A 23,829-nucleotide genomic window follows, 5' to 3' on the forward strand; every position below is an offset into this window, starting at 1 on the left:
GGGTCGGGTTCCTTTCTAGGGGCGCTCGGCGACGTCGCCGGGCGTGGCCGCGGGGGCGACCGGGTCGGGGGTGCCGGCGGGGGAGCCGGGGGCACGGGAGTCGCGGGCGCCGAGGGACGCGACGATCCGTCGCAGGGTGGTCGCCTCGACGTCGCGGACGTCCTGGGGGTCGTCCTGGAACAACAGCATGGCGGGCAGCGACGTCGCGAAGTAGTCGATCTCGCCCGGGGTGGCGGCGAGCTCGTCCACGAAGTCCGAGAACCGGGCCAGCATGTCGTCCGCCGCGTCCGTCTCGCCGAGGCGGCGCAGGGCGAGCACGGAGGCCGCGCTGCGCTCGGAGAACGCCTGGGTCGCCATCCCGGCGAAGTCGCCCGTGGCGCTCGCCGCCTCGCGCCACGCGGCCCGGGCGCCGTCGTCGTCGCCGAGGGCGTCGAGCACGTCGCCGAGCAGGAGGTGCAGCTCGGCCGTCGTCTGCAGCGGGTGGCGGGCCTCGCCCAGGGTCGTCGGCGGCTCGAGCGCGGACTCGGTCAGCCGCAGGGCGTCAGCGGGGCGCCCGTCGGCGAGCGCCCGGCGCGCCGCGGCGACCGAGGCGCGCTCCCAGGCGCCGAGCACGAGGCCCTCGCCGCCCTCCCAGGGCTGGAACCGGCGGGAGGCGAGCACGACGAGCGCCTCGTCCTCGCGGCCGACCAGGGTGAGGAGGTGCGCGCGGGCCACGGTGAGGTCGTCGCGCTGGTCGACCAGGTCGGTGCGCCGCTCGAGCTCGGCGAGCCGGTCACCGGCGGCGACGCCGCGACGCTCGGCGAGCTGGTCGGCCTCCTGCAGCAGGCGGGCGTGGTCGGGGCGTCGTCGTCGGGCGGCCTCGTAGTGGGCCGCGGCGAGGTCGGCGTCGTGCAGCACGTTGTAGGCGGCCACGCCGAGGTTGCGCTCGACGACGGCGGCCTGGGCGTCGTCGAGGTCGCCGGACAGGGCCCAGCGCCACGCGTCGACCGCGTCGGAGCCGCGGCCGTGGGCGTAGAGCCAGCTGCCGAGCAGCGACCAGGCGAGCCCGTCCGCCGCGTCGACGGCCACGGCCTCGCGCAGCACGGCGACGTCGTCGAGCCGCGACGGGAGGCACCGGGTCGCGTCGACGAGGTGCAGCGCCACCTGGGCGCGACGGGCCTCGCCGTCGCGGCCGGCGCGACGGAGCACGGAGGCGCGGTGGTAGCCGAGCAGGGGGCCGACGTTGACCTGTCCGGGGGCGGTGCGCGACAGCTGCGCCTGGGCCAGGTCGAGCACCGAGAGGGCCTCGTCGAGGTAGTCCGCCGAGGCGTACTCGAGCGCGACGTCGAGCAGGGTCGGGGCGTCGTCGGACAGCACCTGGCCGGCCTGGTGGCGCGCCCACTGGTCGAGCGGGTCGAGGGCGAGCGTCTCGGCGAGCAGCGCGTCCGCCTCGGGTCCGCGGTCGAGGGTGCGCAGGGTCAGCGCGAGGAGGTCCCGGGCCTGCAGGTTGTCGGCGTCCCGGCGGAGGACGTCGCGGAGCAGCGTCTCGGCCGCGGCGGGGTCGGCGCGACCGGCGAGCCGGGCCCGGGCCAGCGAGGCGGGGGCCGCCCAGGCGGCGTTCCAGGCGGACTTGGCCAGCGCCTCCTCGGCCTCCCGGCGGCGCCCGAGCCTCGTGAGGGCGAGGCCCATCCGGTAGAGCGGCTCGCCGTCGGCCGGGTTCGGCGTCCAGGTGAGCTGGCGTCGCACGGCGGTGCGCAGCAGCTCGAGCGCCTCGTCGTGCCGCTCGGCGTCGTGCAGGCTCGTGGCGAGCGCCACGTTGGCGCGGACGTCGCCGGGGTCGCGGCTGAGCGCCTCGCGGAGGTACGGCTCGGGCGAGCGCGTGGCGTGGCGGTACTGCGCCAGGTACTGGGCCACGTGGACGAGCTCGTCGACCGTGCCGACCTCCTCGGGGGCGGGCGGGGCGACGGCGGCGGCGGGGGCGCCGGGGGCGAGGGCGTCGTCGGCGTCGAGTGCGTCGTCGGTGCCGGCGTCCGCCTCGTGTGCCTCGTCGGCCTCGTGGGCCTCGTGTGCCTCGTGGTCGAGGCGGTCCTGGACGCGGTCGCCCTCGACGGCGACGAGCAGGCGGCCGTCGGACACGGCTTCGACGACGAGGTCGGACAGGCGCGTGCCCCGGGGCAGGGCGAGGTCGAGCAGCGCGGGCGTGCCGGGCTCGGCGGGCACGCGGCTCGAGCTGAGCACGGAGCCGCCGCGCGAGCGCACGACGACGTCGACCGCGGCGTGCGGGGCCGTGACGGCCAGCCCGACGCGCAGCACGGGGGCGTCGCCCTCGCCGAGGTCGAGGCGCACGGCGGCGTCGCGGCTCGCCTGGTGGGCCGGGCCGATCTGGGTGATCGGATACCAGAACTGGCTGAAGGTCTTGGTCTCGCCGGGCACCAGGAACGAGAAGTCGGGCTGGTTGTCGGTGTAGACGCCGGCCATGAGCTCGACGTAGGGGCCGTCGCCGTCCGTGAGGTTGGCGTCCCAGGCGTGGCCGAAGGGCGCGTCGCCCCAGGTCCACTGCTTCTTGCCGGGGGAGATCGCACGGTCGGCCCAGTGGACGAAGCCGGCACGGCGGCCGTGGTCGTAGCCGCCGAAGAACTCGTCGTCGGTCTTCGTGACCATGTACGAGGTGGGCACCGGGATGTTGCGGTACCAGTCGAGCCGGTCGGCGTCGGGGTGCTCGGCGTCGACCCGGGCCGGGTAGTCGACGCCGTAGTACTCGCCCGCGACGCGGGGGAACTCGACGACGGCGCGCTTGGCGTGGTCGGCGACGTGGCGCACGTCGGTCGGGAAGAACGACTGGTAGTCGTCGCCCACCGCGGCGGCGACGTTGGCCCACCACAGGAACGTCTGGGTCTCGTCGCTGCGGTTGAACAGGCGCACGCGGGCCTCGATCAGCGACGAGTCGGGCCGCAGACGGATGCCGTGCATGCCCTTCATGCGGGCGAACGGGTCGTGGTCCGAGCACCAGACGGTGACGGAGCCGTCGTCCTCGCGCTCGATCGACACGTCGGTGGGCAGGAACGTCGCGGGGCGGTGGTGCTGCGGCCAGTTGAACTCGACGCCGCCGGAGATCCACGGCCCGGCCAGGCCCACGAGCGCGGGCTTGACGACGTTGTTGCGGTAGAAGATGTCGTAGTCGGCCGTCTTGTCGTAGGCGACGTGGATGCGCCCGCCCAGCTGGGGCAGCACGACCAGCCGGAGCCACCGGTTCTCGAGGTGGACCGCGTCCCACGAGACCGGGCGCTTCTCGGGCTCGATGTGGTCGTGGAACGGGAGCGGGAAGACCCGCCCGGACGATCCCTGGTACACGCGGGCGTCGAGGAACGCGGGGTACTCGTCGGCCTCGCCGGGCGGGTACGTGTCGACGACGATCGGTTCCGACCAGGCGGCGACGCCTGCCTCGGCTTGTTCCGGGGGCACGGTGGGGAGAGTCAGCCTCGACTCGACGGTGAGCATGTCCTCAGCGTAGGGAGGCCGAGGAGGCGGCGGAACGCCCGATCCGACGGCGTGCCTGGACGAAACCACGGCGGGTGCCATGATGGCCGCATGACGATCGAAGACGGGTTCCCGGGCCAGCGCCTCCTCGTGATGCCGCGCCCTCGGGTGGCGACCGCGCTGGCGCGACCGGGCACCTCGCACCTCGTGGTCACCGACGCCGGGTACTTCCCCGAGGCCCGGGCGCACGGGATGGCACGGCCCGACGGCGTGCCGCAGAGCGTCGTGCTCGTCTGCGTCCGGGGCGGGGGCTGGTGCGTCGTCGACGGCATCCGCCACGAGGTCGCCGCCGGCCAGGTGGTCGTCGTGCCGCCGGACACGCCGCACGAGTACGGCTCGGGCGACGCCGCGCCCTGGACGCTCTGGTGGCTGCACCTCGACGGCCGCGACCTCGCCGAGTTCCTCCGGGTGGCGGGGCTCTCGGCGGCCGCCCCCGTGCGGCAGCTGTCCGACGTGTACCGCGTCGTCGCCCTCATCGAGGAGGTCGTGCAGGCCATGGAGCGCGACCAGACGTTCGCCAGCGTGCTCGCCGCCTCCGGCGCCGCCTGGCACCTGATGGCCCTGCTCTGCTCGGAGCGCCGGGTCGGCACGCCCCGCGAGTCGGCCGTCGAGCAGGCGCAGGAGTACCTGCGGCAGCACGTGACGGAGCGCGTCTCCGTAGACGAGCTCGCGGCCATGGCCCGGCTCAGCCCGTCGCACTTCGCCGCCCGCTTCAAGGAGGAGACGGGGTCGACCCCGTTGCGGTACCAGACGCAGCTGCGCATGGCGCGCGCCCGGGAGCTGCTCGACACCAGCGACCTGCCCGTGGGCCTCGTCGCCGAGCGCGTCGGCTACGTCGACCCCTTCTACTTCAGCCGGCAGTTCCGCGCCGTGCACGGGCTCACGCCCGTCGCCTACCGGGCGCAGCGCAAGGGCTGAACGGGACGCCGTCGGGCCGGGGCACGCGCATCCCGCCGGCGCACGGCCGGTGTCGGACGAGGGCGCTACGGTGACGTCGACGCCCCGCCCGGGCCACGCCGCCACCACGAGGAGACCGCCATCTACATCGACGACGACACCGTGGTCACGAGCCCGACCGACCTGACGACCTGGGCGGCGTGCGAGTGGGCGTTCCTGCGGCGGCTCGACGCGAAGCTGGGGCGGGTCGAGGCCGTCGCCGACGAGGCGGACGCGATGCTCGACCGCACGGCGCGGCTGGGCGACGACCACGAGGTCCGGTTCCTCGAGACCCTGCGCGCGACGCACGACGTCGTCGAGTTCGAGCGGCCGTCGCGCGACGAGTACCCGGCGGCGGCCCGTGCCGCGGCCGACGCCATGCGCGCCGGCGCCGACGTGCTCTACCAGGCGACCTTCTTCGACGGCTCGTTCATCGGGTTCAGCGACTTCCTCGTCCGCAACGACGCCGGCGAGTACGAGGTCCACGACACGAAGCTCGCGCGGCACGCCAAGATCCCGGCCCTGCTGCAGCTCGCCGCCTACGCCGAGCAGATCGAGGCCCTCGGCGTCCCGGTGGGCTCGCAGGTGCACCTCGTCCTCGGCGACGGGTCGTGGTCCACCCACGACCTCGCCGACGTCGCTCCCGTCTTCCGGGCCCAGCAGGCGCAGCTCCGGGCGGTCGTCGCCGAGCGGCTCCGGGCTGACGAGCCCCTCGCCTGGGGGGCACCCGGCGTCACGGCGTGCGGTCGGTGCTCGCTGTGCTCGGCCGAGGTCGAGCGGCACCGCGACCTCGTGCTCGTCGCCGGGCTCACGCTGGCCCAGCGCGCGCGGCTGAACGACGCCGGGGTGCACAGCATCGACGAGCTCGCGACCAGCACCGGCAGCGTGCCGGGGGTGGGCGGCGCTGCCCTCGCGCGCCTCCGGGGCCAGGCCCAGCTGCAGCTCGCCGGCGAGCACGGCCGACCCGAGGTGCGCGTCGTCGACGCCGGGGCGCTCGCGGCGATCCCGGCGCCCGATCCCGGCGACGTCTTCTTCGACTTCGAGGGCGACCCGCTGTACACCGAGGGCGACAGCAGCGTCTGGGGCCTCGACTACCTGTTCGGCCTCGTCGACCAGGAGGCGCGGTTCACCGCGTTCTGGGCGCACGACTACCGAGAAGAACGCCGAGCGCTCGTCGAGTTCCTCGCGTTCGTCCGCGAGCGTCGCGCCGCCCACCCGGGCATGCACGTCTACCACTACGCCTCCTACGAGCGCACGCACCTGCTCTCGCTGGCGGCCCGCCACGGCGTCGGCGAGGACGAGGTCGACGACCTGCTGCGCGACGGCGTGCTCGTCGACCTGTACCCGGTCGTGCGCAAGGCGCTGATCGTCGGCTCGCGCAGCTACTCGATCAAGGCGCTCGAGCCGCTCTACATGGGCCCCGACCTCCGCGACGGCGACGGCGTCGTGAACGCCGCCGACAGCATCACGGCCTACGTCGAGGCCGTCACGGCGCTGAGGGCGGGCGACCCGTCGGGCCAGGCGCGGCTCGAGCAGGTGGCCGACTACAACGAGTACGACTGCCGGTCGACCCTGCGCCTGCGCGACTGGCTGCTCGGCTTCGCCGAGTCGGGCGACGTCGGCGCCTCGGACGACCTGTTGCCGCTCGTCGACGACGAGCGGGTCGCGGCCGAGCCCGACCCCGTGCACGTCGAGCTCACCGCCCTGCTCGCCGACGTCGACCCGCTCGACCGCGACGCCGACCAGACGGCGTTGGCGCTCGCCGCCGCCGCGATCGACTACCACCGACGTGAGGCCAAGACCTTCTGGCAGGAGCACTTCGACCGACTGCGCGGGCCGGTCGACGAGTGGGGCGACACCCGGGACGTGTTCGTCGTCGAGCGCGCCGAGGTCGTCCGCGACTGGGACAAGCTGCCGCGGGCGCGCACGCTGTCGCGCGACCTGCGCCTCGTCGGCTCGCTCGGCCCGGGCAGCCGGCTCAGCGCGGGCGGGCCCTCGCCGCACCTCGTCTACGAGGCCCCGCTGCCGCCGACCGTCCGGGCCGCCGGTCCCGGGCTGCGCGGGGCGAGCCCTCGGGCGACCGTGCTCGACGTCGACGCGTTCGGCGACAGCGTCGTGCTGCTCGTCAAGGAGTCCCTGGCGAGCGGCGGCGAGCCGCACCACCAGTTCCCGCTCGCGCTCACGCCGGCGGCGCCGCCGCGGGCCGCGCCCCAGCCCGAGGCCATCTCGGAGTGGGGCCGGGCGGTGCTCGACGAGCTGCCCGAGATGCTGCCCGACCCGGCGCTCGACCTGCTGCGGCGCGTTCCGCCTCGCGGGGGAGTCGCGCCGGTCGTCGGCGACGACACGGTCTCGGCCGTGACCTGCACGCTGCTCGGCCTCGACCGGTCGTACCTCGCCGTGCAGGGGCCTCCCGGCACGGGCAAGACCTTCGTCGGGTCGGGCGTCGTCGCCCGCCTCGTGACGGAGCACGGCTGGCGTGTCGGCGTGGTCGGGCAGTCGCACGCCGTCGTCGAGAACTTCCTCGAGGCGGTCGTCGCCAAGGGCGTCGACCCCGAGCGCGTGGTCAAGGTGCCGAAGAAGGGCACCGACGCCGACGTGCTCGAGGCCGCCGGGTGGACCCCGGTCAAGGACGGCTCCGCCGTGGCCGGGTTCCTCGGCGGGCGCGGCGAGACCGGAGGCGTCGTCGGCGGCACGGCGTGGACCTTCGCCAACGGCGACACGATCCCGCGTCGCTCGCTCGACCTGCTTGTCGTCGACGAGGCCGGGCAGTTCTCGCTGGCGCCGACGATCGCGTCCTCGGTGGCCGCGCGGCGCCTGCTGCTGCTCGGCGACCCGCAGCAGCTGCCGCAGGTGAGCCAGGGCTCTCACCCCGAGCCCGTCGACGAGTCGGCGCTCGGCTGGGTCGCCGCCGGCCACGACGTGCTGCCCGCCGAGCTGGGGTACTTCCTCTGGCGCACCTACCGCATGCACCCGGCGGTCACCGCCCCCGTGTCGCGGCTCTCGTACGCCGGCCGGCTCGAGTCGCGCGCCCCCGACCGGTCGCTCGAGGGGGTCGAGCCCGGGCTGCACGTCGCGCCTGTCGTGCACGCCGGCGACACGACGTCGTCGGTGGCGGAGGCCGAGCGCGTCGTCGACCTCGTGCGGGGCGTGGTGGGCCGCCGCTGGACGGACGAGCACGGCACGCGGTCGCTGACCGACGCCGACGTCATCGTCGTCGCGCCGTACAACGCGCAGGGAGCCGTGATCCGCGAGCTGCTCGACGCCGCCGGCCTCGGCGGCACGACGGTCGGCACCGTCGACCTGTTCCAGGGGCGGGAGGCGGTGGTCGCGATCGTCTCGCTCGCCGCGTCCTCCGCCGCCGACATCCCCCGCGGGCTCGAGTTCCTGCTCATGCCGAACCGCCTCAACGTGGCGATCTCGCGGGCGAAGTGGGCGGCGTGGCTCGTCCACTCGCCCGCCCTGGCGTCGTCGATGCCGACGTCGATCGCGGGGCTCGGGCTGCTGTCGCGGTTCATCGAGCTCGTCGAGGGCGGGCGGGGGTAGGGCCGTCGGCACGCCCTCGCTCGGCTGGCCCGCGCCTCCTCGCCAGGTCGACCCTGGCCGCGACCAGCACGGTCTCGACCGCGGCGAGGGCGGTCTCGAGGGGCTCGTGCTCCCAGACGCGGACCACTCGCCAGCCCGCCCGCGCGAGCTCGTCGTCGTGGCGGGCGTCGCGCTGCCTGTTCGCGAGCAGCTTGGCCTGCCAGTACGCGGCGTTCGCCCGTGGCAGGTGGGTGTGCGGTGGGCAGAAGTGCCAGAAGCAGCCGTCGACGAAGACGGCCACGCCAAGGCGGGGGAACAGCAGGTCGGGTCGGCACCGGCTCACCCCGCGGACCGGCCGGTCGACGAAGTACCTCCAGCCCCGGGCGTGGAGGGCTCGGCGCAGCGCCTGCTCCGGACGGGTGTCGCGCCGACGGATGCGGCTCATCCGCCGTCGGGTCTCGTCGTCCGAGTCGAACTCGTCCGAGCGCGGTCTCGAGGGCGGCGGAGCAGGGGACACGCGGCGACGCTACGGCGTGGCCAGGACTCGGGGCACGTCGGCGGACGCAGGCCTGTGGAGCCCGCGGTCCGGGACGGAGGGTGGGGAGGAGGGGCTACGGACCGCCGAGGAGGACCCCGACCAGCCCCACGGCGGGCAGGACCAGCACGACGACGGCGACGTCCACGACGAGCAGGGCGACGTCGACGGCCTCGTGCTCCGTGGGCTCGTCCGTGGGGAGCACCGTGGTGACCGCCGCGCCGACCCCGACCGCACCCGCCGTCGGCACCGTCACGGCGAGGGCGAGCACCAGCGGCCCCGGCTCGTCCCAGGGCACGCTCACGAGCACGACGGCCGCGACCACGCCGACGAGGCCGCCGAGCGCGGCGACGATGCGGGCGGCACGCACGCGGCGGCGCCTCGCCGGCGACGGCGGGAGGGGCGGGGACGTCATGCCGCGCAACCATACCGACCGGTCGGAGCAGACGACAGAGGGTCGGACGCGCTTCCGTCGCGAGGCGGAGACGCGAGCCCGCTCTGGGCCGCGCGGGGGAGCCGTGCCTCAGTCCCGGGGCGCGGGTGCCACGACGACGAAGAGCACTCCGGAGACGACGACGGTCAGGACGGCGACGACCAGCAGCGGCGACGACACGGCCGACACGAACGACGCCCCGCCCGACGCCGAGGTCACCAGCCGGCCGATGAGCAGGGCCGCCGTCGCGAGCCCGGAGCCGAGCAGGCCGACGCGAGCCAGGTCGTGGAGGCGACGGGCGTCGTCGTCGGTGGCGCGCCTCCTGTGCCTCGGCACGAAGAGCACGACGGCCAGCACGCCGACGGCGAGGGGCACCAGGGCGCCGAGCGTGAGGGCCAGCTGGACGATGCCGAACAGGGCGGGCACGCCCTCGGGCTGGTAGGTCACGGCGACGTCCTCACGGGTCGGGGGCGGGGGAGCGGCGGCGAGCGTCGCACGACCATCCTGCCCGGTCGCGCCGCCTCGCACCTGGCCGTCCGAGCCGAGGAGGTGCGGGTCGGGCGCCCGGGTCGCTCACGGCTGGGCAGCAGGGGTCGCCCAGACGGCGTCGCTAGGGTCGCTGCGACGAGAGGGGGTCGTGTGTTCGACGCCACCGGGCTCCTGGGCCTGCTGCTGATGACCGTGGGGGTCCTGCTCCTCGCGGTCGCGCTGCCCCTCATCGGGTCGTTCCTGCTCGACGGACTCGTCCACATCGTCCGGGGCCACGGCCTCAAGGTCTTCGGCCTAGCCGCCGTGTTCTCGCTCACCACCGCGCTGGCCGGGGTCGCGCTGCTCGTCGGCGCCCGTCAGGTGACGGACGACACGGTGTCGCTCGCCATGCTCGAGAACGGGCTGAGCGGGCTGCTGTCGGTGCTCGTGCCCGCCATGGTGCTGCTCGCCGTCATCCAGTTCGTGCGCCGGCAGGTGCGGGCGCGCCGCGAGCGCTCCGCGTAGGACGCGCCTCTCGGCTGACTACGCGAGAAGGGACGAGATGGCGGCGGGCCCGCCGTCATCTCGTCCCTTCTCGGGCATGTTGCGCTCGGGTCAGTGGCGCGGCTTGCGGTCGAAGCGGTCGCCGCCACGGTCGCTGCCGCCACGGTCGCCGTCGCGGTCACGACGGGGCGCACCGCCACGACGGTCGGGCTTGATCTCGATGAGGGTGCCGCTGATGCGCGTGTCCGCGAGGCGGTCGAGCATGTCGCGGCTGATGTCGGAGGCGAGCTCGACGATCGAGAAGTCGGGACGGATCTGGATCGCCCCGAAGTCGTCGCGGCTGAGCCCGCCCTCGTTGGCGAGGGCGCCCACGATCTGGCGGGGCTCGACGCGCTGACGACGGCCGACCTCGATGCGGTACGCCGTCATCGGCTTGGAGGTGCGGGGGCCGCGCTCGGGACGCTCGCCTCGGGCGCCGCGGTCGTCCCGCGCGCCGGTGCCGCGGTCGTCGCGCGCCGGGCGGTCGTCGCGCCGGGCGGGGCGCTCGTCGGCCGGGTCGAGCAGCAGCGGCGTCTCGCCCTGCGCCACGACGGCGAGGGCGGCGGCGACGTCGGCCTCGGGCACGTCGTGGTGCTCGACGTAGTGGCCGATGATGTCGCGGAAGGCGCTGATGCGCGCCTCCTGGGACAGCGCCTCGGTGATCTGGTCGTCGAAGCGGGCCAGACGAGTGACGTTCACGTCCTCGAGGGTGGGCAGCTGCATCTGCGTCAGCGGCTGGCGCGTGGCCTTCTCGATGGCGCCGAGGAGGCGGCGCTCACGGGGCGTGACGAAGCTGATCGCCGCGCCGCTGCGGCCGGCACGACCGGTGCGCCCGATGCGGTGCACGTACGACTCGGTGTCGATCGGCAGGTCGTAGTTGACGACGTGCGTGATGCGGTCGACGTCGAGGCCTCGGGCGGCCACGTCGGTCGCGACGAGGATGTCGAGCTTGCCGCTCTTGAGCTGGCCGACCGTGCGCTCGCGCTGGGCCTGGGCCACGTCGCCGCTGATCGCGGCGGCCGTGTAGCCGCGGGCGCGCAGCTTCTCGGCGAGGGTCTCGGTCTCGCTCTTCGTGCGGACGAAGATGATCATGCCTTCGAAGGCCTCGACCTCGAGGATGCGCGTCAGGGCGTCGACCTTCTGGGGGTACGACACCATCAGGTAGCGCTGCGTCGTGTTCACCGACGTGGTGGTCTTCGCCTTGACCGTGATCTCTTCGGCGTCGTTGAGGTACTGCTTCGAGATGCGGCGGATCTGGGGCGGCATGGTCGCGCTGAAGAGGGCGACCTGCTTGTCGTCGGGGGTGTCGGCGAGGATGGTCTCGACGTCCTCCGCGAAGCCCATCTTGAGCATCTCGTCGGCCTCGTCGAGCACGAGGTACTTGAGCTCGCTCAGGTCGAGGGTGCCCTTGGCCAGGTGGTCCATGATGCGGCCGGGCGTGCCGACGACGACGTGGACGCCGCGGCGCAGCGCGCTCAGCTGGACGCCGTAGGCCTGGCCGCCGTAGACGGGCAGCACGTGGACGCCGCGCATGCCGCTGGCGAACTGCTCGAACGCCTCGCAGACCTGCAGGGCCAGCTCGCGCGTGGGGGAGAGGACCAGGGCCTGCGGCTTCTTGGCCGAGACGTCGAGCCGCGACAGGATCGGCAGCGCGAAGGCCGCCGTCTTGCCCGTGCCGGTCTGGGCCAGGCCGACGACGTCGCGCCCGCCGAGCAGGGTGGGGATGGTGGCCGCCTGGATGGCGGAGGGGGTCTCGTAGCCGATCTCCTTGATCGCCTTGAGCACCTGGTCGCTCAGGCCCAGGTCCGAGAACGTCGGACCAACCTCGGGTGCGTCGGCGTCGATCGTGTCGTTCTCGGTGGTGTCGCTCATCCTGCAAGGGTACGGGACGGCGGGGTCCCGCGGCGTCCGCCCGCGCGGGGCGTGCCGCCTAGGGCCCGGCGGTCAGGCGTCGGACGCGGGCGCCGCGGGCCCGACGACGCTGATCGGCGACGTGTCGAGGCGCTCCGACTGCACGACGACGCGCTTGGCCCGGCGCCGCAGCGAGCGTCGCGCCCCCGGGGTCGCGAGGAGGCTGCCGAGCACGAGGCCCGCGCCGATCGCCAGCGTCGTCGACACGGAGCCGACGACGTCGAGCGCGGCGCCGCCCGTGCCCGCCATCACGTTGAGCAGCGCGCTGGCCACGGCGAGCGACGGCAGCAGCGAGCCGCAGAAGGCCGGCACCGCGATGGCCGTCGCCGACACCCGCAGGCGGGCAGCCAGCACGGTGCTCAGCGCGCCGAGCAGCGTCGCCACCAGGAACGTCGCGCCGAGCAGCGGCACGTCGAGCTGCTTGAGGCACCACAGCGTCACGGTGCCGACGAGCGCGACGACGATCGAGACGGGCACGACCCGGGCGTTCGCCCCCTGCGTGACCGCGGTCGCCGAGGCCGCGAAGAAGGTGGTGACGAGGAGGAGCCAGATCGGCAGGGTCCGCAGCGTGATGTCGGTCGGGTCGACCTCGATCGACAGGCCGGAGGTGAGGGCGAGCCCGCCGGGGATGCCCACCGCGATCCCGGCCACGATCAGGGCGATGATCAGCGCCCGCGAGAGCGCCATCGCCCGGAAGCCGGAGATGGCGTCCTGGGCCCAGGTGACGATCGTCACGTGGGGCAGGATCAGCACCACGACGGCGGCCACCATGGCCGCGGCGCTGCCGGCCCCCACGGCGCCCGCCCAGATGGCGAGCGAGCCGAGGGCGGCGACGCCGGCCGACTGGAGGGCGACGACGAAGAAGTTCGGGATGCCCTTGCGGGTCAGCCAGCGGCCGAGCACCATGACGCCGACCATGAGCACGAAGGCCCCCGCCGCGCCCGCCAGCGAGCCGCCCGCCTGCAGCGAGACGGAGACGCCGAACAGCCCCATGGCCGCGTCCGTGATCCAGGTGGGCCAGCGCGGGGGAGACCGGAGCACCGTCACCAGGCCCTCGACGGCGCTCGTCATGTCGCGCTCGTCGTGCAGCAGCTCGTCGACGATCTGGTAGACGAGCGACAGCCGGTGCAGGTCGCTGCCCTCCGCGGCGACGACGCGCATCTTCACCAGCGGCGGCCCCTCCGCGGGCGTGTACTGCACGGTGATCGCCGTGCCGGTGATGTCGAGCTCGAGCGGTGCGAGGTTCCACTTCGTGCCGACGGCGACGATGGCGACCTCGACCGTGCGGACGTCGGCGCCCGACGCGAGCATCACCTCGCCGAGGTCGAGGCAGAAGTCGACGATCTGGCGAGGCGAGTACAGGTCGCCGAGGTGGCCGTGGGCCGGCGTCGTGCCCTCGTAGATCGTGCCGCGCAGGCGGGCGCGGACGTCGCGCATCTCGCGGGCGTCGACGCTACGGCGCCGGGTGCGCGGCGGCCGCGGCGGCTGGGCGCCCTTGCCCGGCGCCTTCGGGGGCGTCTTGTAGGTGGGGATCCAGGGGGCCGAGGGCTGCCGGGAGGTGCCGGGCACCTCCGTGGGCGGGTCGTAGGCCCGGGGCCCGTCGGAGAGGCCGGGCAGGCCCGGCCGGGAGGGCGTCCCGTCGGGGTCGGCGGGACGGTCGGAGGCGGGGCGTTCGGACATCGCGACGAGTCTAGGCAGGCGCGCCCGGGGGGTCGGTGCGCGGGCTGTCGACCGGCGCGTCACCCTGGGACTCGGCCTCCGCCTCCTGCGCCCTCAGGTCGGCGAACATCTGCGACACGAGGGCCAGGAACGTCCAGACGTCGCCGCGGTCGTACCGCGCGGGCGACTCGTCGCCGCCCAGGAACGGGTACGGCACCGGCACGTAGACCTGGTCGGGCCCGAGCGGCCCCGTGCGCCGGGCCACCTCGTCGAGGTGCGGCCGGCGCAGCACGAACTCGGCGAAGCCGTCGTCCGACAGCACCATCGCGTCGAAGTGCTCGAGCGAGTCGAACCGGCCGTAGTCCTTGAAGGCGTCGCGGAACGGGTGCAGCACCCCGAAGGTGCCGCCGCGGCTGTCGTGCAGGAACACGTGGCCGAGGTGCGAGTAGCCGACGACGTCGGTGAACGAACGGCGCAGGCCCTCCCAGCCGAGCAGGTCGGCGACCGGCCGTGGCGAGTCGAGGAGGCGGTAGCCGGGCGAGCCGGTCGGCCCGGCCTCCGAGACGGTCGCCTCGTCGTCGCCCCGCTCGTCGTCGGGGACGCCGGGTCCGGCCGCGGCCGTGGTGTCCTGCGGCGTCGTCGTCGACCGCCGGAAGGGGTTCCTCATTCGCGTGAGCTTAGGGCGGCGGGGGCCCGCCGTCGAGGCCCGGTCGCGTCGAGCGGGAATGCAGGCCGCGCTGCACGGTTGCACCACGGATGAGCACCGCCGAGACGACCCCTCCGACCGACCCGACCACCGCCTCCTCGACCACCGCATCCTCCGCCGACGCCGTCGGCGCGTCGGTGACCGACGCCCCCGGGACGCGGACGGCCCTCGTGGTCGGCGCCAGCGGCATCACCGGCACCGCGCTGGTGGAGCGCCTGACGGCCGACGGCTGGGACGTCCTCGCGTTGTCGCGCCGCGCCTCCTCGGCCCCCGGCGTCCGCGGGATCGCCGCCGACCTGCGCGGCGCCGACAGCCTGGCCGAGGCCCTGGCCGACGAGCGACCCACCCACGTCTTCTTCACCGCCTGGTCGCGCCAGGAGACCGAGGCCGAGAACATCGCCGTGAACGCCGGGATGGTCCGTGACCTGCTCGCGGCCCTGGCCCACGCGCCCCTGCAGCACGTCGCCCTCGTGACGGGCCTGAAGCACTACCTCGGCCCGTTCGAGGCGTACGCCGCGGGCGAGATGCCCGACACTCCGTTCCACGAGGAGGAGCCGCGGCTCGACACCCCGAACTTCTACTACGCGCAGGAGGACGAGCTGTTCGCCGCCGCGGCCCGCCAGGGCTTCACCTGGTCGGTGCACCGCTCGCACACCGTCATCGGCTACGCCGTCGGCAACGCGATGAACATGGGCCTGACGATCGCGGCGGCCGCGGCGCTGAGCCGCGAGCACGGGCTGCCGTTCGTGTTCCCCGGCAGCGAGACGCAGTGGAACTCGCTCACCGACATGACCGACGCCGGCCTGCTCGCCGAGCACATGGTCTGGGCCGCCACCGACCCCGCGGGCGCCGACGAGCCGTTCAACGTGGTGAACGGCGACGTGTTCCGCTGGCGCTGGATGTGGCCGCGCCTCGCCTCGCACCTCGGCGTGGACCCGGCCCTGGTCGCCGGCCCGTCGGGCGCCCCGCAGCCCTTCGAGCAGCAGATGGCCGGCCGCGAGGCCGACTGGACCGCGCTCGCCGAGCGGCACGGGCTCGTCGAGCCCGACCTCGTCCGCGTCGCGTCGTGGTGGCACACCGACGCCGACCTCGGGCGCGAGATGGAGGTCGTCACCGACATGGGCAAGAGCCGCGAGGCCGGGTTCGTCGGCTTCCGGCGCACCGAGCGGGCCTTCACCGAGCTCTTCGACCGGTACCGGGCCGCGCGCCTGGTGCCGTAGGGCGCCGCTAGGTACTGCTAGACGCCCGGTCGGTCGTCCGGCGCGTCGTCCCGGCCGTCGTCGGCGCGGGGTGCGCCGTCGACGAGCGGAGCGTCCGCGTGCGCGAGGATCGACTGCGCCGTGGCGCCGAGCACCACGGTGGCGTCGACGCCGCGCGCCTCGGCCAGCGCCGAGCTGAGGCCGGCCGCGAGGCTGCCGCCGGCGGCTCCGAGCGTCGAGACGACCGCCTCCTGCTTCTCGGTCAGCGGGTCGTCGGCCTGCTCGGCGACGACCTCGCGCAGGTTGTCGTCGCTGGCGTCGAGGGCCTCGTCGTCGCCCTGGGTGATGGCGGCTGCCTGCGAGACGATCGCGAGGGCGAGCTCTGCTGCGTCGCGCTCGGGCGTCCGGTCGGTCGGTGTCGTCTCGTCCATGCGGCGACCGTACGCCGCGCCCGCGAGCGATCGTCAGGGATCTCGGAGGCGGGCGTACCCCGCGACGGGTCAGGCCTCGAGCAGCCCGCGGATGTCGTCCGCCGTCAGCGACGCGCTGAACACGGCGTCGTCGTCGACGACCGCGTCGAAGAGGGCCGCCTTCTTGCGGCTCAGGGCGAGCACCTTCTCTTCGATGGTGTCGTTCGCGATCATCCGGTAGACCATCACGCGCTCGGTCTGGCCGATGCGGTGCGCCCGGTCGACGGCCTGGGACTCGGCGGCCGGGTTCCACCACGGGTCGAGGACGAACACGTAGTCGGCCTCGGTGAGGTTGAGCCCGACGCCGCCCGCCTTGAGGCTGATCAGGAACACCGGCGAGCCGCCGGAGCGGAACCGCTCGATCACCTCGCCGCGGCGCCGGGTCGAGCCGTCGAGGTACTCGTGCGCCAGGCCGCGCTCGGCCAGCCGGTCGGCCACCCGCGACAGGAACGACGTGAACTGGCTGAAGACGAGCGCCCGGTGGCCGCCGGCGACCACGTCGTCGAGCTCGTCGAGCAGCTGGTCGAGCTTCGCCGACGGCACGTCGTCGTAGGCCGGGTCGATCAGCCGGGCGTCGAGGGCGAGCATCCGCAGCAGGGTCAGCGACCGGAACACGATGAAGCGGTTGCGGTCGAGGTCGTCGATCAGGTCGAGCAGCTTGAGGCGCTCCCGCTGCAGGAACGCGTCGTACAGCTCGCGGTGGGCCGGGGCGAGGTCGACGCGCAGCACCTGTTCCTGCTTCTCGGGCAGCTCGGGCGCCACCACCTCTTTCGTGCGCCGCAGCATCAGGGGGCGGATGCGTCGGCGCAGGGCCTGAAGCAGCTCGGGCCGCTCACCGGTCGCGATGGGCTTGAGCCAGTCGTCCGAGAACCGCACGCTCGTCGAGAGCAGCCCGGGGGCGACGACGCGGAACAGCGCCCAGAGATCCATCAGGCCGTTCTCGAGCGGCGTGCCCGTGATCGCGATCTTCACCGGGGCGTCGAGGTCGACCGCGCAGCGGTGCGCCTGCGACTGCGGGTTCTTGACGGCCTGCGCCTCGTCGAGCACGAGGGCGGCCCAGGGCCGCGCGGCGTACTGCGCGAAGTCGAGACGGAACAGGGCGTAGGAGGTGACGACCACGTCGGCGTCGACGACCGCCTCCCGCAGGCTGCCGCGGCTCTTCGCCTCGGTCTCGGTGACGGTGTGCACGCGCAGGCCCGGCGCGAAGCGGGCTGCCTCGGCGGCCCAGTTCGGCACGACCGAGGTGGGGGCGACGACGAGGAACGGGGCGCGCGCCGCCGAGGAGTCGGCCCCGAGCGCGGTCTCGGGGGCGTCGGCGTCGGCGTCGGGGTGCTGCTGCTCTCGGCCCTGCTGGTCGCGACCCTGCTGTTCTCGGCCCTGCTGTTCTCGGACGTGGGCGAACAGGGCGAGCGTCTGGAGCGTCTTGCCGAGCCCCATGTCGTCGGCGAGCACACCGCCCAGCCCGTGTTCGTGGAGGAACGCGAGCCAGCGGAAGCCCTCGAGCTGGTACGGCCGCAGGGTCGCGGTGAGATCGGCCGGCGCGTCGACGGCGGCGACCGCGCCGAGCGCCCGGGCGAGCGGGTCGCCCGCGGCGGGACGGTCGTCGGCAGCGTCGTCCGTCTCGGTCTCGGTCTCGGTCTCGCCCTCGGCCCGACTCCCGCCCGTCGCCGCGTCGGCCGCCTCAGCCAGCGCGAGCAGCCCGCCGACGGTGCGCCGCCAGCTCTCCGCCTGCACGGTCGCGTCGGCGAGGTCGTCGAACTCGGCCCAGAGCCCCGCCTGGTAGCGGCTGATGCGGGGGGTCTCGACCTCCCACTCGTCGAGCGACGTCGCCTCGTCGATCAGCCGTTTGAGCTCGTCGAACGCGGGGTGCGTGAGCGACAGGTACGACTTGTCGACGAGCAGCATCTTCCGCTGCCGCTTCGCGAGGGCGGTGAGCAGCGGCACGAACGGCACCGTGCGGCCCTCGACCGTGACGAGCACGCCGAGGTCGAACCAGTCGCGCTTCTCGGTCTCGACCGTCGTGACCGTCAGGTGGGGCGCCTCCGTCAGCTCGCGGTAGTCGGGTCGTTCGCCGACGACGTCGACCCGGACGTCCCGTCGGGCCTCGAGGTCGGGCAGCCGCGCGTGGGCGAACTCGGCGGCGGCGACGCCCCGCAGCGTCGTGCCCCGCGCCGGCACGCCCCACGACTCGACGTCGGGCACGGCGACGCCCGGGGCGGGCGGCTCTGCGCCGAGGGACACGACGCGGCCCGCGACGTCCCAGTGCCAGGCCAGGGCGAGGCTGTCCGAGCGGCCGAACCGGGCCGTGAGCACGAGCTGCGGCGGCAGCACCTCGGGGAACTCGACCGACGCGTCGCTGCTCGTCACCGCCACGGTCTGCTGCAGCGCGGGGTAGAAGTCGCGGAGGAACTCGTCGGCGTCGCCGGCGGGCACGTCGAGCCGGCGGGCCGTCGTCAGCAGGCGTCGCTGCTCGTCGCCGAGCGGCGCGTCCGTCGGCGCGAGCACGACCGAGAGCACCGGGCCGGGCGCCACGAGGTAGACGCCGTGGTCGGAGACGGTGCCGACCTCGTCGCCGGTGCGCAGCGCCCCGTCGACCGTGACGCCCGCCTCGAGCACGAGACCGCCCGCGCCGTCGCGACGCGCGTCGACGGCCACGCGGGCCCGGGACGCGACGGCGACGTCGGCGGCGCGCTTGCCGGTGACGAGCGCGACGCCGAGCCGTTCGGCCTCGGCGAGCAGCGGCCACAGCAGCGGGCTCGAGAAGTCGTCGATCATGAGCCAGTCGCTCTCGCCGGCCACGTAGGCGGCGTGCACCGAACGGTGCAGCGCCGCGAACTGGCCGAACCACGCGTGCACGTCGGCCGCGATCTGCAGCCGGTTCATCTGGTAGGGCAGCGACGTCCAGGTGAGGTCGCCCCGCACCCAGTTGCCCGTGCGGCTGAGGCTCACCGGCCGCACCCCGAGACGCCAGGAGGCGCCGGCCGGCCCGGCGAGGGAGCCGCCGGTCACGAGGCCCGCACCCGCACCGCCGCCGAGCCCGCCCGTCGCCCGGTCGTGCGGGTCGACCAGGGGCGAGGGCGACGGGGCGTCCCACCGGCTGCGGGACGGGCGGGCGCGCGGGCGCCGCTCGAAGAGCAGCCCCATGCGCGTCGTGCGGGCGTCGACGGGGCGCGGGGGATCGGTCAGCTGCGCGAGGCGCGAGCGCCAGTCGGTGGCGGAGCCCGTCGAGCCCGCGGGCAGCCCGCCCGACGCGACCAGGTCGACGGCCTGGCCGAGCCCGGCGGCTGCACCCGTGCCTCCTGCGCTCGCCGCCTGCACGAGACCGGCGCCGGGCGCGAGCACACGGGCGTTGTTGGCGAGCAGCGCCGCGGCGACGTGCTTGCAGTCGCCGCCGAGGGGGCAGCTGCACTCGCTGGCGGTGGGGCGCCCGTGCTCGCCGCGGCCGGGGGTCAGCACGACGCGGCAGCGGTAGGGCGCGGCCACGCTGCCGCGCACCTCGGCCGAGAGCGCCTGGGCCTCGGGGTCCCACGACGACGACACGACGTGGTCGTCTCGCGCGTACTCTTTCGCCCGCGAGAACGCCCGCGGCCCGACCAGCCGGATGACGTCGACGGCGTCGACGAGCGGCGCGGTCGAGGCCGGCGGGGCGGGGGAGGGCATGGGTCCATGATCCCAGCAGCCGCCGACACCGCGCGGCGCCGGCCCGACGCGCACACGCCTGTCGTGTCGCGCGCCCGACCGGTGCCACACTTGACGAGCGCAGCGGGCCGTCGTCGCCCCGGGGCGCTCCGAACGCCTCTGACCGTCCCCTCCTCGAAGGACCCGTGCATGGCCACCTCCCTCCCGCGCGACGTCTCCCGCCTCGGCGAGCTGTCGGCGCTGCTCTTCGACCTCGACGGGGTCCTCACGCCGACGGCCGAGGTGCACATGCGCGCCTGGTCCCGTCTGTTCAACGACTGGTTCGCGGCCCACGACCTCGCCCCCTACACCGACGACGACTACTTCGAGTACGTCGACGGCCGCCCGCGCTACGACGGCGTGCGCGCGATGCTCGCCGCCCGCGGCGTCGTGCTGCCCGAGGGCGCCGACGACGACGGGCCCGACGTCGAGACCGTGCGCGGCCTCGGCAACCGCAAGAACTCCGTCTTCGCCGCCGAGCTGGCCGAGAACGGCGTGCAGCCCTACCCGGGCAGCGTCGAGTTCCTCGACCGGGCGATCGCGCTCGGCGTGCAGGTCGCCGTCGTGTCGAGCTCGCGCAACGCCGTGCCGGTGCTCGAGGCCGCGGGCCTGCGCGACCGCTTCGACGTCGTCGTCGACGGCGCCGTGGCCGCCGCGGAGGGCATCGCCGGCAAGCCGGCCCCCGACACCTACCTGGAGGGCGCCCGCCGGCTCGGCCTCACGGCCGCCGACTGCGTCGTCGTCGAGGACGCCACGAGCGGGGTCGAGGCCGGCCGTGCCGGTTCGTTCGGCCTCGTGCTCGGCGTCGACCGGGGCACCGGTCGCGACGCCCTGCTGCGCTCGGGCGCCGACGTGGTCGTCGACGACCTGCAGGAGGCGGTCGTCGCGCTCGGCCCGGCCCGCGCCTCCTCGACGACCGACACGACCAGCACCGACACGACCAGCACCCACACCGCAGAGGCCCAGCCGTGAACCACATCACCTCCGACCCGCTCGACCGCAGCCGGTTCCCCGTCGACGAGTGGGCGCTCGTCGAGGACGAGTACGCCCAGGGCGACGAGGGCGTCACCGAGACGGTCTTCGCGGTCGGCAACGGCTACCTCGGCCTGCGCGGCAACCCCGACGAGGGCCGCGGCGGGCACTCGTTCGGCACCTACGTGAACGGGTTCCACGAGACCTGGCCGATCCGGCACGCCGAGGAGGCCTTCGGCTTCGCCCGCGTCGGCCAGACCATCGTGAACGTGCCCGACGCGAAGGTCATCCGCCTCTACGTCGACGACGAGCCGTTCGTGCTCTTCGAGGCCGACATCCTGCGGCACTGCCGACGGCTCGACTTCCGCGACGGCGTGCTGTCGCGCGAGGTCGAGTGGCGCACGCCCTCGGGCAAGCGGGTGCTCGTGACGAGCCGTCGCCTGGTCAGCCTCGAGGACCGCCACCTCGCGATCATCCAGTACGAGGTGACCGTGCTCGACGCCGACGCGTCGCTGCTCATCTCGAGCCAGATCCTCAACCGGCAGGACATGGGCGACGAGTACCACGCCGGGATGCGGGCGGCCGCCGACGCCTTCGACCCGCGCCGTGCCGAGTCGTTCGAGGACCGCGTGCTGCAGCCGGTGCTGGCCCGCAACGGCGGCTCGCGCGCCGTGCTCGGCTACCGCACCACCAACTCGGGCATGACGATCGCCGTCGGCGCCGACCACGTGATGGACACCGAGAACGAGTGGGACGAGTCGTCGTCGATCGACGACGACCTCTCGAAGCACGTGTACCGGGTGCGGGCGAAGGCGGGCGTGCCGGTGCGCATGGTCAAGACCGTGACGTACCACACGAGCCGCGGCGTGCCGCCGCGTGAGCTCGCCGACCGCTGCGACCGCACCCTCGACCGCGCCGCGGAGGAGCCGCCCGAGGCGCTCTTCGTCAAGCAGCGCGCCTGGCTCGACGACTACTGGGCGCGCACCGACGTCGTGGTCGGCGGCCAGCCCGAGATCCAGCAGGCCGTCCGCTGGAACCTGTTCCAGCTGGCCCAGGCGAGCGCCCGCACCGACGGCCAGGGCATCGCGGCCAAGGGCGTGACGGGGTCGGGCTACGGCGGCCACTACTTCTGGGACACCGAGATCTACGTGCTGCCGTTCCTCACCTACACGGCGCCGAACGTCGCGCGCAACGCGCTGCGGTTCCGCCTCGGCATGCTCGACGCGGCCCGCGACCGGGCCGGCGAGCTGAACCAGCGCGGCGCGCTGTTCCCGTGGCGCACCATCAACGGCCTCGAGTCGTCGGCGTACTACGCGGCCGGCACGGCGCAGTACCACATCGACGCCGACATCAGCCACGCGCTCAGCCAGTACGTGCAGGCGACGGGCGACCTCGACTTCATGGAGCGCGGCGCCGTCGACATCCTCGTCGAGACGGCGCGCCTGTGGGCCGACCTCGGCTTCTGGCGCTCGAACGGCGACCAGCGGTTCCACATCGACGGGGTCACCGGCCCCGACGAGTACACGACCGTCGTCGACGACAACCTCTACACGAACGTCATGGCCCGGGCGAACCTGCGCGCCGCCGTCCGCTACGTGCACACCCTCGCCGAGCACTCGCCCGCCGCCTACGAGCGGATGGTGTCGCGCCTCGGGCTCGACGAGCACGAGATCACCGGCTGGCAGCTCGCCGCCGAGGCGATGGAGATCCCCTACGACGAGCACCGCGGCATCCACCCGCAGGACGCCCAGTTCCTCGACAAGGAGCTCTGGGACCTCGACGCCACCCCCGCCAACAAGCGGCCGCTGCTGCTGCACTACCACCCGCTCGTGATCTACCGGTTCCAGGTGCTGAAGCAGGCCGACGTCGTGCTCGCGCTGTTCCTCCAGGGCGACGAGTTCACGCCCGAGCAGAAGCTGCGCGACTTCGAGTACTACGACGCCCTGACCACCGGCGACTCGACCCTGTCGGGCGTCGTCCAGTCGATCGTCGCGGCCGAGGTCGGGCACCACCAGCTGTCGATGCAGTACTTCCTCTCGTCGCTCTACGTCGACCTCGCCGACCTGCACCGCAACACGGCCGACGGCGTGCACGTCGCCTCGACCGGCGGCATCTGGAGCGCGCTCGTCTGCGGCTACGGCGGCATGCGCGACTACCTCGGCGGCATCAGCTTCGACCCGCGCCTGCCCGCCGACTGGGACGAGCTCACGTTCCGCCTGACGATCAAGGGCAGCCGCCTGCGCGTCGACCTCGCCGCCGACGAGATCGTCTTCACGGTCGAGACCGGCGACGGCGTGACGGTGAGCGTCCGGGGCGAGACCGTCGAGGTGCCGACCGACCGCCCGGTGCGCGTCGCGCTCGACGACCAGGGGCCGCGCATCACGACGAAGGTGCCCACGACGAGCGACCTGCGCGGCCTCGTCCGGGCCGACGGCTCGGTCATCACGGCGTCGATCCCGACGATCAGCAGCGACCGCTACGAGGACGACGAGGCCTCGGCCTAGCCGTCCGGCCCCGCCTCGCGCGGCCGGTCCCCGCTAGAAGGGGCCGGCCGCCGTGGCGATCGCGTCGAACAGGGCCGTGGTGTCGGCGTCGCGCTTCTTGACGCTCGCGCCGATGGTGCCCGCCGGGGCGTGCACCTCGCCCGTGATCCGGCTGCCGCCGTCCGACTCCTCGAAGACCAGGTGCACGGCGTCGGCGTCGCTCGCCGTCGCCGAGCGACGGATCAGCAGGGCGCCGTGCTCGTCGGCCGACGTGAACGCGAAGGCGGGCGTCGCCTGGACGGCGCGGCGCACGACGCCGGCCAGCAGCGACACCGGCAGGGCCAGCTCCAAGGAGGCGCGGGTCACGTCCGCGTCGCCGGTCTCGACCTGGGGTGCTCGCTTCTGTGCCATGCGCCCGAGGCTACGGCACGTCGTGGCCCGGGCCGCCGCGCCCGTAGGGTGGCGGGCATGAAGACGCTGTTCTACGCCGGCCAGGAACTGATCGTGACCGACGAGCTCGCCGAGGTGCTGCTCGCCGCCGCCATGGAGTTCAGCGACGACGACCGCACGTTCCGGGTGCCCGTGGCCGCCCGCCTCGGCGGGGTCGCGCACATGGCCCAGCTGGTCATCGGCCCCGGCATCCCGCTGCTCGTCGTCGACGCGGACGACGACGTCGAGCCGGTCGCCGGCTCGGAGTCGTCGGTCGCGTTCATCACCGAGCTGATGGAGAGCCTCGTCGACGACGACGAGTGAGGCGCGGCGAGCTCGGGCCGCCTGCCCCGGGCGCCCCGGCCCCAG

17 protein-coding genes are annotated in these 23,829 nt (G+C 74.4%); 7 read left to right on the plus strand and 10 right to left on the minus strand.

The features are described 5' to 3' along the window. Positions 1 to 15: 15 nt before the first annotated feature. A complete protein-coding gene (locus tag FHR78_RS14845; protein WP_208393028.1) occupies positions 16 to 3,477 on the minus strand; it encodes a tetratricopeptide repeat protein in 3,462 nt (1,153 codons plus the stop codon). A 90-nt stretch (positions 3,478 to 3,567) separates the two neighbouring features. On the opposite strand from FHR78_RS14845, the gene FHR78_RS06870 reads away from it, so the two are divergent. Both FHR78_RS06870 and FHR78_RS06875 read left to right on the plus strand, forming a co-directional pair. Further along, entirely contained in the window at positions 3,568 to 4,434 is an 867-nt protein-coding gene (locus FHR78_RS06870) for an AraC family transcriptional regulator (protein ID WP_166759809.1), read from the plus strand. Positions 4,435 to 4,575: 141 nt separating this feature from the next. Then, positions 4,576 to 7,995 (plus strand): TM0106 family RecB-like putative nuclease, encoded by a 3,420-nt coding sequence (locus FHR78_RS06875; protein ID WP_347878102.1) that lies wholly within the window; start codon positions 4,576 to 4,578, stop codon positions 7,993 to 7,995. On the opposite strand, the gene FHR78_RS06880 is transcribed toward FHR78_RS06875, so the two are convergent. From FHR78_RS06880 to FHR78_RS06890, 3 genes are all read right to left on the minus strand, one after another. Continuing rightward, positions 7,964 to 8,491, minus strand: a complete 528-nt coding sequence (locus tag FHR78_RS06880) for a very short patch repair endonuclease (protein WP_347878103.1) — start codon at positions 8,489 to 8,491, stop codon at positions 7,964 to 7,966. The two genes, FHR78_RS06875 and FHR78_RS06880, sit on opposite strands and share 32 nt — an antisense overlap. 94 nt (positions 8,492 to 8,585) lie before the next feature. Beyond that, positions 8,586 to 8,924: a hypothetical protein gene (locus FHR78_RS06885; protein WP_166759810.1), complete on the minus strand. Its 339-nt coding sequence runs from the start codon at positions 8,922 to 8,924 to the stop codon at positions 8,586 to 8,588. Between the two features lie 108 nt (positions 8,925 to 9,032). Then, positions 9,033 to 9,389: a hypothetical protein gene (locus FHR78_RS06890; protein ID WP_166759811.1), complete on the minus strand. Its 357-nt coding sequence runs from the start codon at positions 9,387 to 9,389 to the stop codon at positions 9,033 to 9,035. Between the two features lie 192 nt (positions 9,390 to 9,581). Here FHR78_RS06890 and FHR78_RS06895 point away from each other — a divergent pair, with 192 nt between their 5' ends. After that, positions 9,582 to 9,935, plus strand: a complete 354-nt coding sequence (locus tag FHR78_RS06895) for a hypothetical protein (RefSeq protein ID WP_166759812.1) — start codon at positions 9,582 to 9,584, stop codon at positions 9,933 to 9,935. Positions 9,936 to 10,025: 90 nt separating this feature from the next. Here the strand turns inward: FHR78_RS06895 and FHR78_RS06900 are convergent, their stop codons facing one another. The 3 genes from FHR78_RS06900 to FHR78_RS06910 all read right to left on the minus strand — a co-directional run bounded on the left by FHR78_RS06900 (position 10,026) and on the right by FHR78_RS06910 (position 14,190). Beyond that, the gene (locus FHR78_RS06900; RefSeq protein WP_166759813.1) at positions 10,026 to 11,825 is read right to left on the minus strand and encodes a DEAD/DEAH box helicase; all 1,800 of its coding nucleotides are present in this window, start codon (positions 11,823 to 11,825) and stop codon (positions 10,026 to 10,028) included. 72 nt (positions 11,826 to 11,897) lie between these two features. Then, positions 11,898 to 13,544, minus strand: coding sequence for a threonine/serine ThrE exporter family protein (locus FHR78_RS06905; RefSeq protein WP_243862263.1), 1,647 nt, complete (start codon positions 13,542 to 13,544; stop codon positions 11,898 to 11,900). A 10-nt stretch (positions 13,545 to 13,554) separates the two neighbouring features. After that, the gene (locus tag FHR78_RS06910) at positions 13,555 to 14,190 is read right to left on the minus strand and encodes a T6SS immunity protein Tdi1 domain-containing protein (RefSeq protein WP_208393029.1); all 636 of its coding nucleotides are present in this window, start codon (positions 14,188 to 14,190) and stop codon (positions 13,555 to 13,557) included. 89 nt (positions 14,191 to 14,279) lie between these two features. Here FHR78_RS06910 and FHR78_RS06915 point away from each other — a divergent pair, with 89 nt between their 5' ends. Then, positions 14,280 to 15,449 carry an SDR family oxidoreductase gene (locus tag FHR78_RS06915; protein WP_166759814.1) on the plus strand — a complete coding sequence of 390 codons (1,170 nt, stop codon included), beginning with the start codon at positions 14,280 to 14,282 and terminating at the stop codon, positions 15,447 to 15,449. 17 nt (positions 15,450 to 15,466) lie between these two features. Here the strand turns inward: FHR78_RS06915 and FHR78_RS06920 are convergent, their stop codons facing one another. Next, positions 15,467 to 15,859, minus strand: coding sequence for a hypothetical protein (locus tag FHR78_RS06920; RefSeq protein WP_166759815.1), 393 nt, complete (start codon positions 15,857 to 15,859; stop codon positions 15,467 to 15,469). 69 nt (positions 15,860 to 15,928) lie between these two features. After that, positions 15,929 to 19,558, minus strand: coding sequence for a DEAD/DEAH box helicase (locus FHR78_RS06925; protein WP_166759816.1), 3,630 nt, complete (start codon positions 19,556 to 19,558; stop codon positions 15,929 to 15,931). Between the two features lie 168 nt (positions 19,559 to 19,726). Between FHR78_RS06925 and FHR78_RS06930 the strand changes: the two genes are divergently transcribed. Together FHR78_RS06930 and FHR78_RS06935 are read left to right on the plus strand one after the other, a co-directional pair. Continuing rightward, positions 19,727 to 20,548, plus strand: coding sequence for an HAD family hydrolase (locus FHR78_RS06930; protein ID WP_166759817.1), 822 nt, complete (start codon positions 19,727 to 19,729; stop codon positions 20,546 to 20,548). Further along, entirely contained in the window at positions 20,545 to 23,052 is a 2,508-nt protein-coding gene (locus FHR78_RS06935) for a glycoside hydrolase family 65 protein (protein WP_166759818.1), read from the plus strand. Before FHR78_RS06930 ends, FHR78_RS06935 begins: the two co-directional genes overlap by 4 nt. A gap of 33 nt (positions 23,053 to 23,085) precedes the next feature. Here the strand turns inward: FHR78_RS06935 and FHR78_RS06940 are convergent, their stop codons facing one another. Next, positions 23,086 to 23,442, minus strand: coding sequence for a hypothetical protein (locus FHR78_RS06940; protein WP_166759819.1), 357 nt, complete (start codon positions 23,440 to 23,442; stop codon positions 23,086 to 23,088). 57 nt (positions 23,443 to 23,499) lie between these two features. On the opposite strand from FHR78_RS06940, the gene FHR78_RS06945 reads away from it, so the two are divergent. Continuing rightward, entirely contained in the window at positions 23,500 to 23,784 is a 285-nt protein-coding gene (locus tag FHR78_RS06945; protein WP_166759820.1) for a hypothetical protein, read from the plus strand. Positions 23,785 to 23,829 lie beyond the last annotated feature (45 nt).

Origin of the sequence: Frigoribacterium faeni, from assembly GCF_011761235.1 — a bacterium.
Lineage (GTDB): Bacteria > Actinomycetota > Actinomycetes > Actinomycetales > Microbacteriaceae > Frigoribacterium > Frigoribacterium faeni_A.

Bases quoted from the DNA above. Each gene is read 5' to 3' on its own strand.
- FHR78_RS14845 (WP_208393028.1), bottom strand. From the start codon at position 3,477: ATGCTCACCGTCGAGTCGAGGCTGACTCTCCCCACCGTGCCCCCGGAA.
- FHR78_RS06870 (WP_166759809.1), top strand. From the start codon at position 3,568: ATGACGATCGAAGACGGGTTCCCGGGCCAGCGCCTCCTCGTGATGCCG.
- FHR78_RS06885 (WP_166759810.1), bottom strand. From the start codon at position 8,924: ATGACGTCCCCGCCCCTCCCGCCGTCGCCGGCGAGGCGCCGCCGCGTG.
- FHR78_RS06900 (WP_166759813.1), bottom strand. From the start codon at position 11,825: ATGAGCGACACCACCGAGAACGACACGATCGACGCCGACGCACCCGAG.
- FHR78_RS06905 (WP_243862263.1), bottom strand. From the start codon at position 13,544: ATGTCCGAACGCCCCGCCTCCGACCGTCCCGCCGACCCCGACGGGACG.
- FHR78_RS06910 (WP_208393029.1), bottom strand. From the start codon at position 14,190: ATGAGGAACCCCTTCCGGCGGTCGACGACGACGCCGCAGGACACCACG.
- FHR78_RS06915 (WP_166759814.1), top strand. From the start codon at position 14,280: ATGAGCACCGCCGAGACGACCCCTCCGACCGACCCGACCACCGCCTCC.
- FHR78_RS06920 (WP_166759815.1), bottom strand. From the start codon at position 15,859: ATGGACGAGACGACACCGACCGACCGGACGCCCGAGCGCGACGCAGCA.
- FHR78_RS06925 (WP_166759816.1), bottom strand. From the start codon at position 19,558: ATGCCCTCCCCCGCCCCGCCGGCCTCGACCGCGCCGCTCGTCGACGCC.
- FHR78_RS06930 (WP_166759817.1), top strand. From the start codon at position 19,727: ATGGCCACCTCCCTCCCGCGCGACGTCTCCCGCCTCGGCGAGCTGTCG.
- FHR78_RS06940 (WP_166759819.1), bottom strand. From the start codon at position 23,442: ATGGCACAGAAGCGAGCACCCCAGGTCGAGACCGGCGACGCGGACGTG.
- FHR78_RS06945 (WP_166759820.1), top strand. From the start codon at position 23,500: ATGAAGACGCTGTTCTACGCCGGCCAGGAACTGATCGTGACCGACGAG.